Source organism: Haloplanus sp. CK5-1 (genome assembly GCF_037201915.1).
In the GTDB taxonomy this organism is placed as follows: domain Archaea; phylum Halobacteriota; class Halobacteria; order Halobacteriales; family Haloferacaceae; genus Haloplanus; species Haloplanus salilacus.
The window spans coordinates 3000066-3014862 of sequence record NZ_CP147505.1 but is presented as its reverse complement, the minus strand read 5'-3'; the positions used below and the strand labels follow the sequence as shown (position 1 = coordinate 3014862).

General features: G+C 58.0%; 11 protein-coding genes and 1 tRNA gene. 3 read left to right on the top strand and 9 right to left on the bottom strand.

The window, feature by feature from the left end; translation table 11 throughout:
• Nucleotides 1-246: 246 nt before the first annotated feature.
• Nucleotides 247-774, bottom strand: coding sequence for a hypothetical protein (locus tag NBT81_RS16005; protein ID WP_338739865.1), 528 nt, complete (start codon nt 772-774; stop codon nt 247-249).
• Between the two features lie 216 nt (nt 775-990).
• On the opposite strand from NBT81_RS16005, the gene NBT81_RS16000 reads away from it, so the two are divergent.
• Together NBT81_RS16000 and NBT81_RS15995 are read left to right on the top strand one after the other, a co-directional pair.
• Nucleotides 991-1308 carry a hypothetical protein gene (locus tag NBT81_RS16000; RefSeq protein WP_338739863.1) on the top strand — a complete coding sequence of 106 codons (318 nt, stop codon included), beginning with the start codon at nt 991-993 and terminating at the stop codon, nt 1306-1308.
• Between the two features lie 464 nt (nt 1309-1772).
• Nucleotides 1773-2537, top strand: a complete 765-nt coding sequence (locus NBT81_RS15995; RefSeq protein WP_338739861.1) for a helix-turn-helix domain-containing protein — start codon at nt 1773-1775, stop codon at nt 2535-2537.
• 20 nt (nt 2538-2557) lie between these two features.
• On the opposite strand, the gene NBT81_RS15990 is transcribed toward NBT81_RS15995, so the two are convergent.
• Entirely contained in the window at nt 2558-3202 is a 645-nt protein-coding gene (locus tag NBT81_RS15990; protein ID WP_338739859.1) for a hypothetical protein, read from the bottom strand.
• 93 nt (nt 3203-3295) lie between these two features.
• Here NBT81_RS15990 and NBT81_RS15985 point away from each other — a divergent pair, with 93 nt between their 5' ends.
• On the top strand, nt 3296-3934 hold the full coding sequence (locus NBT81_RS15985; RefSeq protein WP_338739857.1) for an IS6 family transposase: 639 nt from the start codon (nt 3296-3298) through the stop codon (nt 3932-3934).
• Between the two features lie 215 nt (nt 3935-4149).
• On the opposite strand, the gene NBT81_RS15980 is transcribed toward NBT81_RS15985, so the two are convergent.
• The 7 genes from NBT81_RS15980 to cmk all read right to left on the bottom strand — a co-directional run bounded on the left by NBT81_RS15980 (nt 4150) and on the right by cmk (nt 14754).
• Nucleotides 4150-5259 (bottom strand): transposase, encoded by a 1110-nt coding sequence (locus NBT81_RS15980; protein WP_338739856.1) that lies wholly within the window; start codon nt 5257-5259, stop codon nt 4150-4152.
• A gap of 216 nt (nt 5260-5475) precedes the next feature.
• Nucleotides 5476-6666, bottom strand: coding sequence for an ISH3 family transposase (locus NBT81_RS15975; RefSeq protein ID WP_338737857.1), 1191 nt, complete (start codon nt 6664-6666; stop codon nt 5476-5478).
• Between the two features lie 61 nt (nt 6667-6727).
• Nucleotides 6728-7432, bottom strand: a complete 705-nt coding sequence (locus NBT81_RS15970; protein ID WP_338739854.1) for a transposase — start codon at nt 7430-7432, stop codon at nt 6728-6730.
• A gap of 269 nt (nt 7433-7701) precedes the next feature.
• On the bottom strand, nt 7702-12909 hold the full coding sequence (locus NBT81_RS15965) for a bifunctional DNA primase/polymerase (protein WP_338739852.1): 5208 nt from the start codon (nt 12907-12909) through the stop codon (nt 7702-7704).
• A gap of 280 nt (nt 12910-13189) precedes the next feature.
• Nucleotides 13190-13260 (bottom strand) — tRNA-Pro (locus NBT81_RS15960).
• Between the two features lie 41 nt (nt 13261-13301).
• Nucleotides 13302-14171 carry an RNA-guided pseudouridylation complex pseudouridine synthase subunit Cbf5 gene (locus NBT81_RS15955; protein ID WP_338739850.1) on the bottom strand — a complete coding sequence of 290 codons (870 nt, stop codon included), beginning with the start codon at nt 14169-14171 and terminating at the stop codon, nt 13302-13304.
• Nucleotide 14172: 1 nt separating this feature from the next.
• A complete protein-coding gene (gene cmk, locus NBT81_RS15950) occupies nt 14173-14754 on the bottom strand; it encodes a (d)CMP kinase (protein WP_338739848.1) in 582 nt (193 codons plus the stop codon).
• Nucleotides 14755-14797 lie beyond the last annotated feature (43 nt).

Here is a 14797-nt window from a genome sequence, read left to right as displayed (position 1 = left end):
CACCAACCGACCACCGCCCGCGACAGAGCACTATCAAGGTCGGTTCCGAGATCTACAATACTTCCCAGACCGGCACCGACAGCTGTTCATAGTTGCGAATAATATTCTACAATCCTCCTTACGGGATCCGTTTACTTTCGTTGCAATGAGCTATCACGGAGGCTCCAGTCGGGCTGTTACTCGGTGGCGGGTACCGCTCACAAAGTAACAATACTTCGACCGCCTCAGTGGTGAAAGCAGTACATTTTACCCTCCCTGGTTGTATTCGCGTTTCAGGAAGCTGTCCTCCATCTTGTGGAGACGGACTACGTTTTCATCTTGGATGTCCAACTGATAGACCAATTCCGTCTCATTACCCCCGTGGCAAGAGACGAGACCATATTTGTCAAGCTGCTTTGCCTGCTTCTCGGCAACGGTTCTATTGACACCTGCCAGGCGCGCAATGTCGGTGGTATCCAGTGCTGTATCGGGCTCACTAAGGAACGCAGCGACAACCTTCGTCTCCGGAGTGTTGCCGAACACCCATGTGAGGGGCGTCCCGTCAGCATAGGGGTCACTGACATGGACGTCCTTTCCGCCATCTGTAACTGGGATCGAGGCTAGGTTGTCTGTGAACTTGTCCCGCAGAGTGATCACGTCCGAACATGTCTCGACGAAATAGTCCGTGACCAACCCAGTCGGTGCCTTCGATCGGATGAACCTGGTAAACTCATCACTGACACTGACCTGGCAGAGGTTCGCAATCGTTTTCCGGAGGGATAGCGTGTGTATCATGGTTTGCAGTTGGGTGGTCTTGCGAATGCTACTACGCATTCGCTCGCACGACTCCCATAGCGGATTTTTACTGCCCGTACCCCCAATACGCCCCGATATTACAAAAGTCTGTTGCAGTGGAATACGCTAACGTATCTTCAAAATCCATCAGTGTATTCTCTCAGCACAAGCTTTATTATACTGTCGTTTGTTAGCGATACACACAAGGTGCAACGGATGACTGCCATCACTCTCGACCCCTTTGATGACGAGGAGACTGCCCGGATGGCAGCGAAAGTGATGAAGAAGCTGCTACGAAAGAAAGTGGTCGGCTCCCACAAAAAGCAGCGAAGCACCGTCGCAAATTGGTTCCCGAGCCATCAGGAAGGTCAGGTGAAAGACGTCATCGATCAGATGGTCACCCATCCAACTGTCCCCCTTGAAGCGTACGGCGGCAGCCACCGAAAGAATATCCGGCTGACGTCGTTTGAGGAAGCCCTTGAATTTGCAGAGGAGAGAGGAGCTGACACTACGTGGATCGACAGTCCGTACTAATTGCCGTACGACGACGATCCAGGATTGTGGAAATAGTCTATCGATAGGTAGACTTCCTCCTCCACGTCCCCTTCAACAGGCGTCCGTTCATCAGCGATTAATTGCCCCAATATACGCTTCACCGCTCGCCGACTCACATTATCCCGTAACCAGGTCATCAGCGTACGGACTGAGACAGGATTATCTGGGTCGCAACAATTATTGCCGAGTTTGCGAATGAGCTTCTCCGCAAACCGATGGTCGTCAGAATCATCAATGAGATCCGTGGGAACGTGAGACATACTTGTATTCTCAGTTATATCATAATGGCCCTAATATAGTAGTTAAATCGGTGATTGTTGCAGGGGTGTGTATCTCCAAAGCCCACCTCTGTATGGAGGGAAACCATTATATTGGTGGCTAGTTTTGGTGCCCTCATACGGGCGCCATCCATGTGGAACCGGACGGACGCTTTCGAAGCCACCATGTCTCACCCAGACCAGAACCACCACGAATCGGGTGTCGGAGACCAGACCGACACGAAAGAACCGCGAGATGAAGATGACTCCTATGCTGACGATACGCCACTGACGTGGGTCTTGGGGAACCACCCCGAAGTCAAACTCGTCGCGGCGATTCTGAGCGAACACGACCGGCCACTCAACAAATCTGACCTTGCACGCCAAGCGGGCGTGATCAGAAACAACGTCTACGATCACTTGAGTAACCTATTGGATCACGGGATCCTTGAGGAGATGGGACAAGTCGGCCAAACTGATATCAAGCTATACCAATTGTCAGACACGAAGACGACAGAACTCCTAATCGAATTGGAAGCGACGCTTCTGAAATACAAATACGAACATGAGGATGAACCCGTAACGGCGACCCGCGACCCACCCGTAGACTCCGATATTACGGCAGATATCGAAGACCCATATGCCGAAGGAACGCCTCTGACCTGGGTCTTTGGGGACCATCCGGAACCGAAATTACTGGCTGCGTTCCTAAGCGAACCGGAACAACAGCTTAATGTTTCAGACTGGGCCCGTATCGCGGGTGTTAGTCGCGGAGCGGTGTACAATCATCGCGAGAGCTTTATTGAGTACGGTATTATCAAACATGGTCATAAGAGTGCGGGCAGTCAGCACTATCGGTTGAATCTGGAAAGCCCTATTGTTCAATTGCTGTTCAACCTTGAAGACCATCTTCTCAGGCAGTGGTACGAATCGAAAGAACAAATCGATTGAGCGTTACTGGTGCGTCATCTCTATAGCAATCCAGCAGTGAGTGCTACAGAGACAGCAGTCAACATAAGCGAAACCGTCCCAATGACGGCGATCGCAATTCTCGCGTAAGTTGGCCACGGTTCCCATTGCTCACGTGCATCGTTAATGTGTATGCTAATTGGCTCTTTTGTCTGTCGCAGCACGCTTTCTTCGGATTCGTATGTGAGTACAAATGGGATGGTATAGTCACCCGGTTTGGCGTTCTCAGACGTCGGAAGTTGAAATTGCAGAGGGACGTGGGTGTCATGTCGGGTTTCGAGAAAAGAAACCCCAAAATCAAGGTCTTCAATCTCATCGAGGTCATAGTCGATCGTCTCGAAGTACCTGTTGTCGAATGAATAGTGCCCACCTGCCTCACTCAAGTTATCTGTATGATCACGGGCATGATCGAGCGCTGCGTCGCCGTACACGATTTCGTCATTTTCATCGATAATAAGCGACGTTTTGACATATCCGATGTTTTCATCAACCAAATTTGGGTTTGAGTGTCCAACGAATATCTGTGAACGCTGAACCGCACCTGACCCAATAATAAATAGATCACACGTAATAGTCTCTCCGGCATCAATACTCGGCTTGTGTAGATTTGTGACTAGTGTGTAGCGACACGCAGATTCGTTTGACATGGCACTATTTCCCGTAACCACGCACTTGAGAGTGTGTGGTGTGTAAGCGGTCGCGTTAAGTTAGAGGATGAGGCGGACGAGTTCCGAGTGTCTATGCCAGAATTCGACCGCCTCAACGGATGTATCGAGTGGATCGACTTGTCGTTTGTGGAGCGAAAGCGGACTCCCGAGTGGGCGATTCAAGTGGGCATCCGGTGTCATCTCGCCGGTATGTCAACGAGAGATGCAAGTCAGTTTCTCGACGAGTTGGGAGTCAAACGTAGTCACGTCGCGGTTCACAACTGGGTGCACAAGGCCGATCTACAGCCGGTTTCGACGGTGAGTGCGGATCAGCTTGCGGTCGACGAGAAAGTGATCCGCATCAACGGTGACGACTACTGGCTGTACGGTGCCGTCGATCCCCAAACGAACGAAATCCTCCATTTCAGGCTGTTTCCAGCGACGACGAAACAGACGATGCGATGGTTTCTGACCGAGCTTCATCGGCAATATCGGCTAGATGGCGTCGAATTTCTCGTCGATGACGCCGATTACTTGGTGAACGTCCTCGACGAAGACGGGTACCGATTCCAGATGATTTCACACGGGAATCGGAATGCCATCGAACGTGTCTTTTGGGAGATAGAACGACGAACCTCCTCATTTGCAACTAGTTTCAGCCATGTCGAACCGCAGACAGCAGAATCGTGGCTCAAAGCCCTCGCCGTCCGGCACAACTCACGCCAAAGTTAACGCGACCGTGTAAGCAGGCCTACCTACCGGCTGTTTTACCGTTCAAGCCATGAAACGAACAATATTCTCCTGCTGCATACAGACTCTGAGGGCACCGTAGAAAGGGGTGTTCCGCCGGGAACACCCCGCCCCAATCACCAGTGAATATCTCACCGGAAGCGAGCCGTCACCACAGAAGATCTAGCTGACAGCGACAAACAGAATTGTCTGCCCGACTATCCCGCCGATTTCTCTTGCTTCGCCTCCGATTCCAAGAATCCGGAGGCTCGCTTCAGGTTTCTCCCGATAGCTTTCGCTATTGACCCGTTTTTCACCTTGATTTTTCCTGCGAACTTCGTTTTCTCCCCGTCTTTGTGATACATCTCGTTGATCAACGACTCAGCGCCGGCACGTAACTTCAGAAACTCCTGTTCAGCCGGGTCATCTAACCGCTTGCGTCGCTGCGCAATTTCTACCCGCCGTTCTCTGAAACCGTAGCTATAGTGTTTCTGTTGTTCCTTGACGAAACAGCTCTCTCTGTGCGGACACTCGTCACAGAACTCCTTCTCCATCTTTCCAGAAATACGACCGGTTTCGTAGTGGTTCTGGTCGAATGGTTCGTGTCCGGCAGGACACGCAACCATTCTCGTCCCGTCCCACTCCGGCGCAGCCAGCGACATCTTTTCCGCTCCAGGCCGTTGACCGACGATTCCAGAGAAGTGCTGCGTGATCTCCTGATCACGGCAGCGCTTCTCTACTTCCTTGTGCGTGTACCCGCCATCCACGAGCAGGTCACGTAACCCAGTCTCAGTTGAGAGGGTCGTTACGTCCTCGTCAAGGAGGTCGCCGTCGTCCGTGTTGTTGGTATCGACCCGAACCGCAGTGATGAGTCGGAATGGATTCTCACCATTGCACGTCTCCGCTACATTCGCCTTGTATCCGTGATAGTCCTCACCGTTCTTCGAGCGGTAGGTTGCGTCCTCATCGTGAGGGTTTTGCATCGTGCCACTGTCGATCTCGTCGGGCTCTTTCAGCCCGACGTGATCGGACTGGTCATCGGCGTTTTCTCCGGATGAGCCTGTGTTTTCTTCATTTTGTTCAGTGTTGGTACTCTCTTCGGGAGAGGTGTACGTTCGGAGTGGTTGCCAGTCCGGTGACGAGTCGTCACCGGGCTGGCGTTGGTCAGCAGAATCGTCCTCATCATCGTCATCTTCGAGTTCAGCAATGCGATAACACTGTTCGTCGAGAACCTGCTGAAGATGAGCAAAGCTCTCCAACTCGGCGTATTCATCGTCATCTTCGAACCGATCAACAAGCCACGCGGTATGCTCAGCGAGTGTTTCCATGGTCGCTAGTTGTCCACTCTATCGATAGCGCCGGTGGCAAGAGTCCGGTTTAACACGATAAGAAGGCCGAAACGAGACGAATTCCACTCCTGACGCTGCACCGAGTTAGAAAAATATCAAATACTTGGCTGTTGTCCGCTGTGGCAGTTATTTCGACGACCGTCAAAAGATAGCTGTCGCTGTTCGCCAGCCTCGCTTCAGCCGAAGCGAGGCGGCTCAGCCGAGTCCGTGCTCGTATCCTGGTGGTAACCCTTCACTGTTTGTCCGATGCTTTTGCTTCCAGCCGAGCTCATCGTCTAACACCTGCTCGATCCCGTGGAGAAACCCATCACTGAACGTGAAATCTGTCGGGAGTGCTCGCCCGCCACGCCGTGGCCGGGCGAGCACTGCCCATTGCAACACGAGCCACAACTGCTCCAACAGGAACCCGACACCCACGTAGAAGAGCCGAATTATCGTCGATGGCGTCGTTGTCAAAGCACGCGCTTCGCGGAACTTCTCATAGCTCTTCTCGATCCGTGACCGATGGTTGTAGACCTGCGCCACTTGCTGCGGCGTGCGGTCTTCCAGACCGTACGCCGCGTAGCCCGTTTGTTTGAGCCCTGATTTTCCACGATCACCGTTCTGGTAGGTGACGTTCACTGCCAGCGGATACGTCTGTTCGTACTCTTTGTCTTCACAGACCGTCTCTTCTGTCATATGCGAAGCAGTGACAGCAAGTTTCTCCCGGAGCGAGTCTTTCCGGGTTATGACCGGAAAGACTGGCGGTGCTGTCTCCCGAAGAACACCGATTAACTCCCCGACGAAGGCGTCTCTGTCCATGAGGATCTGGTCGGTCTCGAATGGATATGTCTCGACGCGGGCGAGCACGCGCTCGACCGCGTCGGCCTTGCTGTCCTCGCCATCAACTGGTTCAACTGCCAGTGTTAGTGGCTTTCCCTGCGCGATGACGAACGCAGTACAGTACCGGTGACACTTCGTGGTTCCGTCCCGTGCTTCCATTCTCCTGAACTCGTCCTCGTCGTCTGGATGACCGTGGAACGGATTGTCCATGAAGTCCAGACAGATGGTTCTCGACCCGCCGCGGTCGAGAACCGTCATTGCCACCAGTGCGAGGATATCGTTGACAGCATCGAGCATCGGCTCTTTCTCCAGGGTGTGCAACCAGTCCATCACTGGCTCGCGGTTTGGCGTGTCCTCAGTATTCGTTGTGACGCCGTTGACTGAGGTTGTGTCAACAGCAGCTCGTAAGACGACTTCCATGATCTCCTCGGAATCGAGGCCAGAGCCCTCGATTCCTTCCATCGGTATCAGCTCAAGCAACTCCATGCTAAGAGACTTCAACTGGCTGTTCGAAATGTACTCGTCCGGATCTGTGAGGATGCGTTTGAGTTTTGGTAGCCTCATCACGCATCCATCCGGACGGCGGCTGAATCAGGCGACTGATTCAGTCGCGTCATTCTGATCACTACGTGTCAGCAACTGGTCTCTTGAGCCAGAGTGGACAACTAGCGATGGTTGCTGGAATCTCGCCTGGTTCAAGCTGGTAGGACAGTTCCAAGTTATCGGTGTCTGCGAACTCGTCGATACCAGCGGGCAACTCCTGTACGATCTCCTCAGGGAGATCGCACAGGAAGTTGTGGAGAACTTTGGCGAAGAGATCAACACGGGAGAGTTGCTTGATGTTCGCCTCGATAAACGTTGAATCCATCCGCTGCGTACTGGCATCGATCTCAAACTCTTCTTGGAAATAGTTGCGATGATCTTCGAAAACCTCGTGTAACAGATCCTGACCAGTCTCTTCTTCGTGTTCCATCAACCGCCGGCGGAAATTGGTGAACGTCTTTTGGCAGATGTTGTCGCCGAGTGTTTCTTTCCCAAGTGCGTTTCTGACGCGAAAATCGAAGATATAGGCGTATTCAAGTTCTTCGTCAGAGAGACCAAGCAGGTGTTTGATAATCTCCAGTGAGACAAGCTCATTGACGGGCTTGTTCGGACGGCTATACCCGTCGTGGTATAGCCGCTCGAACTTTGTTTCATCTATCTGAGTAAATATATGTTGATGAAAATGAGTTGACCAGTGATTTTGTAATTTCTCTTCAATACTGGTAGAAAGGTTCTTTACAGGCGAAAATAGCTTTTCCTGTTGATACTCGTTATTTTCTTTAAACACGTTATCAACCAGTTTATTGATTTAACGGGACGCTGATGTAAATAACCTATGAAAATTATAGATCAAAGTTAGAGCAGAGTTATCCAATGGATTCTAGTCACTTATCGACTACCCTTTCTACGGTGCCGTCAGACTCTGTATCTTGCACACCGTTTCTGACAGTTTCACGTAATATCGATAGCTAAACAGAGGATCGAATCCTGTAATGGATGAATCTCGGCGAAACGCGTAGCTGGTGACCGGGGCAAGCAGGATGGAGGTCGCGACCGTCAGTCCGGCGGCACCGGGGCCACCTCGGTCCCAGCAGCCCCACCAGGTGCTGGTAGTTGCGCCTCGTTCACCTCGCGACGCTCACCACCCTGTGGGTCGTTCGGATGAACCCGGACAGACCACGTATAGTAAACACCCTGTGCGTCTCGTCCGGGGTCGTCCTCGGCGGCACGGGTGTCGCAGTCGGGTAGTTCAATCCGTGCAGGCCGCGGTTCCTTGACCACCGAGAACTCGTTCGCGTAGCCGTTCGGCGTCGCGTCCTTCTTGAGGAACCCGGCATCAGTGAAGCGGTTGAGGTGTCGTCGCACTGTGCGCCGCTCTGGCGGGTCGTCAAGCGCGTCAGCGACGTCGGCCACGGTAAGCTTCCGACGATTAGTAAGCTGGGAGAGTGCGTCGCTGGTCGCCTGTGCGCCTTTCGAGAACGTCTCGATGACCATGCCCTCCGCGACGACCGGGAGATCGGGGCGAAGGGCCGCAGTATGTGCGAAGACGAGAGCGCCGCCAGAGTCGCGGCCGAACCGGAGCGCGGCCTGCATCACCTGATCCTCCTGCATATGCCGGAGCAGTTCGTTTCCGATCGGGGAGTTGTAATTGAGCGTCGACCCCCGGCCCGTCCGGTGGACTTCCCCGCCGGCAAGTGCGGCCCACCGCTCAACGAACTTGTCGCCGAAGTGCTGGCACCCAAGCAAAACGGCCAGCCGGGAATCGGCCAGCGCGTTCGATCCTTTTAGGTTCCCGTAGTGTTCGGTGGCTGAAGCAACATCGCTCAGGCGGTCCTCAAGATGATTTTCGACGTCGTTCGTGGTGATTACGGCAGGCTTCTGGCCGATGACACCGGCGTACTGGCGGCCGACCTTGTCCACGAGTTCGATATCGTCATCGAGGTTCTTTCCGCTCGGGTTGCCCTCGTAGGAGTATGCGTTCTGGCTCGTCTGGACGATCTGTAGGCCGTAGACCTCTCTGAGGAACTCTCGTCGCTCGCGCATCGAGTCGTGGATGTCACGGGTGGTCACCTCGCGACCGAGAATCAGCTCCCAAAGGCTTGAGCGTCCGGTCGCGTCAAGAGCAACAACCGGATTTTCACTGCCGCCAGCGGTGAACCCCGGCGGGTGATTCACGACGGCACCGTTCTGGTTGCGGTCGACGAGGATGCTGCTCTTCCGGTAGTCCACCGAGTTGAGGGTCGTCCCCTCATCTCGGCCGAAGGTGAAGCTCTCCGCGCGGACGGTCGCAACGTTCTCGTCGTCGCTGGGGGCCAGCAGGCCGTACAGTAGCGCGTAGGCCAGTGGATGGGCGTAGCCGTCCTCGGCGTGCATAGCGAGCGTCTCGCACCCTTCACGGCCGCCCTGTAGGGCCGCCCGCGCGGCATTAAGCCGTCCGCGAGCGCTGTCATCGCGCTGGCGGTAGCCCGTGACGGCATCCTTAACGAGGCTGCCGAGCGCCCCGTCGACGTGCGGGGCGTTATCAAGGGCGGTGTTGAGTGCGGCTTTGATGCTCCCGTCGCTCAGTTGGGTTCCACGGAGTCGGTCGACCAGCTCGTCGATGTGGTTCAGGACGCTGGTGTGCCCGCCTCGGTTGTCCTCGTCGGTAACAGCGACTGTGAGATCCGCTGTGACGGTCGTCACGACGTCGGTGTCCCATTCAGGGTGCAGGCTCGTGAGGCGACCGAGAGCGTCCTCAACGCCAAGATCGCTGCAGGCGCCTCGTCGATTTTTGAGAAGCCACTCGGCGGTTTCGGTAGCGTCCAGAGCGTCGTCTGCCGCGCCGAGGACGCCAGAGATCTCCGCGTGTTCGTCGCTGATGCTGTCGCCGTCGAGCCACTTGCGGACAACCTCGTCGTGCCAGATGTCATCGGCTTTCCGGAAGACGTCCTCGCAGTCGTCGACGTCCTCGCGAAGAGCGCCGCCGAGCCACGCGGCGTGGTCGGGGTACTCGTCTCCGAAGTCACGCTGGAAGGCGTCACCGGCGAATTCATCAAGCGCAACGACACGAGGCTCCTTTCGCACCTGGTCGTTCTCCTTCACCGAGTAGGTGCGAGCCCCCTCGACGTTTGCGTAAGTGTAGTGACCGACGAGGACATCGATAGGAGCCTCGGGATCAGTCGCAGTCTCCCATCCTTCGGTGTACGGACAGGTGACCCCCCCGTCCTCAACGTCCTCGTCGTCGCTGCAGGTACACGGGAGATAGCGACCGAACAGCGCCGGCGCGTTCTCGTGGATCTGCTGTGGGCGGAAGCCTCGTTCACGAGCGGCGTGAACAGTGAGCCACCACCCGAGTCCGTGCTTACCGTTCGCGACCGGGCAGCTCTCCCGGTTAAGTTGTACCTCGTCCTCGTCGGTGGTGTCGCACTCGCTGGGGTCGGGAAGTTCCGCATCGATCTTGTCAAGACGCTTTTCGACGAGATCTCTGAGTTGCCACATCTGACCGAGCAGGTGCTGGCCATTCTCCCGAACGGCGGCGGCCGCCGCTTCGGTTACCTCCGACGGCGGGCCGTTCTCCGCGAACACTGGAAGGATGTACGAGGAGACACCGAATTTGTTCGCCCGTTCCACGGCCTCAGCCATCAGTTCCTTGCGATCGGCAGTGTAGAGTGCAGGATACTCGTCGGCCTGCGCGAACACTTGTCGAGTCTTGCCCAGTGCCGGCAAGACGCGGAGTAGCGAGGCCTCGTCGGTCTCGGCAGCCTCTGCATAGAGGTCGGCAACCCCGTCACGTGCGGCCTGCAGGCGTTCGTCGTGCCCGATATCCTCGTTGACGAGTTCGTCCGCTGGTGGCAGGACAGCGGTGTGATAAGCGTCGGTTCCCTGCCAGCGAGGGAGCGGTGCTCCGTACATCCGGGCAATCTCGTAAACGTGCCGGAAGGTGTCGCCCGAGAGCAGGTACTCGTCGTCGGTAAACTCGTCCCACGAGATGGCACCCGAATCAAGGGCAACGAACCGCAGGACGCTGAGGACGCCCTCATGATCGGGGTGGGCTTCGTAGACAGTACCCGAGGGGAAGACGAGGACGGATTCACCACCCTCAGAGTCGCGCCACGCGGGGTCAAGCGTCAGTTCAGCGTCGCCGTCGATGTCGTCGCCGCGCCCGGTCACCTCGCTGTTGAAGCTGTCCGCGTCAAGATGCCAGAAGTCGAGTTGCTGCAGGGCACCGCGAACCACGTCCCAGCGTTCGGTCGCCATCCGGTGGTCCACGTACTCCGGGAGCGGGGCATCGAGCGACCGACGGGTGTGCTGGTAGGCGTTGTGGTACGTCTCGTCGGTGAGATCGGGGCAACATCCGCTGGCGATGCTCATATCGAGGGCAGCTGCCCGCACGACACCGATTTCGCCGCCACACCGCGGGCACTCCCAACTGGTGCCGTCGTCGGTGGTCGGCACCTGCAGGTCGCCGCTAAGTTCATCGGGAGTGACCGCACCAGCGGCCCGCCACGCGACTTCGGTGGCGAACGTCACATCAATCCCTTTCTGGATCTCGGGGTCGCTTTCGGAGTCTGGTCGCCCGGAGTTGAGTGAGTCGCGGCCGGGATCGACACCGTACGTATCCTCGATATGGTCGAGAACCTCATCGTACGTTCCGCTGGGAAGCGCTCGGTACGTCTCGCTGTCATCATCGTCGGAGTCAGAGACGATATCCCCCGTCTCGCCGTCGCGGTCAACGAGGTCGCTCTCGTCGACGACTCCATCGCGGACGGCGATGCCGCGGAGCGCCCGGTACGGTACGGGGTCATCCGATGGGACGGCGCCGCGTCGTTTCGCCTCGTACCACGCTGCCCATACAAGACGCCAATCGCCTTTGAGCTTATTCGATCCCGCGCCGCTGTTTTTGTGAGCCGCCCCGAGTTCCCGGCAGCCGTACGACGCCTCGCTTGACAGCGTCGCGAGCGCTTGGAGTCCCCCGTGAGCGACACCGTGGCGCCAACAATGGAGCTTATCGCCTGAAACGGACATATTCGCGCCCGTATCGCTGTCGTGGAAGATTGAGGTGAATCGCTCGCCGGCGTCGGTCGCCTGGACGAGGTCGGCCGCCTCAATATCGAACACAGCGCTCCGCCCATCGCTACTCTCCGCGGCGGCGCTGTCGCCGTCCCACGCGTCGACGCTCTCGGCATCCTCATCCTCCTCCACGACGCTCTCGGCGGCCTCACGGAACACCTCAGGAAGGTCGCCGTACTCTATTTCGGTGACGTCGGTGTCGTCTTCGACCGTGTAGTATCCGGGGTCGTCGGCGGCGTCGGGTATCTCCTCGCCCATCGACGCGACGAACGACCCCGGCGCGACGACGTATTGCCAGTCGGTCCGAACCTCGCCGTACTCGTCAGTCGGGATATTCGGGACCTCGTCGCCGTGGTCGAAATACCAAGTATGCCACCCGGTCCGCGATCGCGACCGCGCGCGGAGCGACGTCGGGACATCCGCCGGAGTGGTTGCTTCGTCGTCGTCGATGTCGACGTTAATCAGCGGGTCGTCCGGTCGCCCGGCGACGCCCACGTTCCCACCATTGCGGAGCCATTCGATCGCCTCATCAATCGTGAGACGCGCCTCATCGGTTTTCCAGCTGCCGCACCGCGCGGGCGCTTTCCCCGCCGGCTGGACCTTGAAATAATGCGGTTCATACCCGTCTGGGGCTTCGGCGGTAAGTGCCTGATGGAACCGCCGGAACTCCTCGGGGCGCGGCTCGTCACCGCTCGGGTAATACCATCGCCGCCGCGGATCCTCACCGTCGTCGGACACGTCGACGAACCGCCATCCGCGGATCTGAAAGAGGTCGCCGTTATCAACTAGCTCCGCGAATCCGATACGATCGAGCGCTGTCTGAATGGCACCCTCCTCGACGAATTCCCACGACTCTCGCCCGGTTTCCTCGACTGCGTCGAGGTACACACTCCGATAACGCGACACACTGGCGCGCTGCGAGTTTTCCTCTGTCTCGGAGATGGGATTTTGCTCTCGTGGCTCCGGATTATCCGAGTTCCTACTCGTCGAATTCGATGGTTCCTCCGACTCGGAATCCTCCACGAGTCGAACGCCGCCGAAACCCTCGCCTTCCTCAACGAGTTTACCGCGCTCCAAGGCGGTATATACAGCATCCTGTGCGGTGCCGACACTTCGGTCACGGGCATCGGCGAGCCGTTGCGCTACTTCCAGGGCTGGAGGTTCATCACCGTCGAGAATCCGCGCCCACTCCTTGAGAGAGAGAGTGGACGTCATGCCGATATTCCCTTGATGCTCCTTGCATCGCGATCGAGATGACCGGGCTGTTGCGAACAGTCGGGGAGATAGCTGTACTCGTCGCTACTGTCGAACGCTTCGATACACCATGCCCCGCAAATTGGATACCGATACTCGTCTTGCTCTTTTATGCCCAGTCGGCTTTGGCGCCGCCATCGAATAGGCGTATAAACCCTTGGATTTATTCGAGTGTCTGAACAAGAAATTTGTGTAGCTGGCGGCTGAACTGTCGAGTGTGTAGATCCGGCAGAACGGGGAATGGGACCGCCGTGATTCGAACACGGGTCCAACGCACCCCATGCGCAGAGGATACCACTACCCCACGGTCCCGCGCTTTCAGCGAAGTCCGTATCCGGGTTAAGCGTGTCGCTTTACACCAGCACGCGTTCGAGGTCGACGACGAGTCCCTCGTCGGCGTCGGGGTCGCCGACGCGCCGGCCGAGACACACCGCCGATCCGTCGGGCGTGTAGCAGGCGACCAGCGCGTCGGGGTCGCTCTCGTCGGCGTTGAGGACGCCGGGCGCGTAGACGGGTGCGCCGGTCGCCACCTGTTCGGCGGCGCTCGGGGCGACCGTGACCGCCGGCAGGTCGCCAAGCACGCGCTCGGCGGGGGCGACGACCTCGCGGATCGGTCCCTCGTTGCCCTCCTCGGCGACGGCGAGGGCGTCGGCGAGGTCGTGCAGCGTCACGAGGTCGCGGTCGTCGAAGGGATCGGTGGCCGTCCGCCGGAGGTGGCCCATGTGTGCACCGGTCCCGAGCGCGAGGCCCAGGTCGTGACAGAGCTTTCGGACGTAGGTGCCACTCGCACACTCGATCCGGAGGAGGACCTGTCGGTCCCGTGTTTCGAGGATGTCGATGGCGTGTATTGTCCGGGTTCGGAGCCGGCGGGAGACGGCGCTCTTCCGGGGCGGTTTCTGGTAGATCTCGCCCTCGAACTCGGCGAGCACGTCGTCGAGGTCGGCCGGCCGCCGGTCGTGGAGTTCGAGGACGGCCACGTACTCCTTGCGGCCTTCGAGGAAGACGGGTGCGAGGCGGGTCGCGTCCCCGAGCATGATCGGGAGACAACCCGTCACCTTCGGGTCGAGCGTGCCGGCGTGGGCGGCCCGGTCGACGCCGGCGAGGTCGCGGACCCAGCCGGCGACCTGGTGGGCCGAGGGGCCGGGCGGCTTGTCGAGGTTGACGACGCCGAACTCGAGGCGAGCAGTCAGGTCGCGGTCGCCCGGTGGAGCACGCAGACGCATCTCAGACGTCGAATTCGGCGACGGTATCGACGGGATAGCGTCCCTCGTCGGCGGCGGCGTCGTACCGTTCGACGGCGTTCGTGAGCAGGGCGAGAACGTCGGCGGCGGTCCACCGCGCGGTGTTCACGACGAGGTCGTAGAACGAGAGGTCGTCGATGTCGATCCCGTAGTAGTCGGCGTAGCGTTTCCGCTCGCTCCGCTCGCGTCGACCGGTCTCCTCGCGGGCGCGCTCGACTCGTTTCCCTTCGCGGTCGGCGATCCGGGCCGCGCGCACGTCCCGCGGGGCGTCGAGCCAGAGGCGGAAGTCGGCGGTGTCGCCGGCCAGCCAGCCGGCGAGCCGGGATTCGAGGACAATCCCGTCCCGATCCCGTGCGATTTCGTACAGGCGGCGGTCGAGGTCGCGGTCGATTCGGTCGTCTTCCTCGGCGAGTTCGTTGAACTCGACCGGCGTGTACCCCCGTTCGTCGGCGAGGTTGCGGAAGATGTCCCCGCCGCTTATGTGCTCCAGATCGAGCGTCTCCGCGAGGCCGGCGGCAGTGGTGCTCTTCCCACTGCCCGCCGGTCCGGATACGGTGAGTAGCATACCGACACTCAGGGTGGCCGCCTAAAAGAGCGTGTTCACTTCG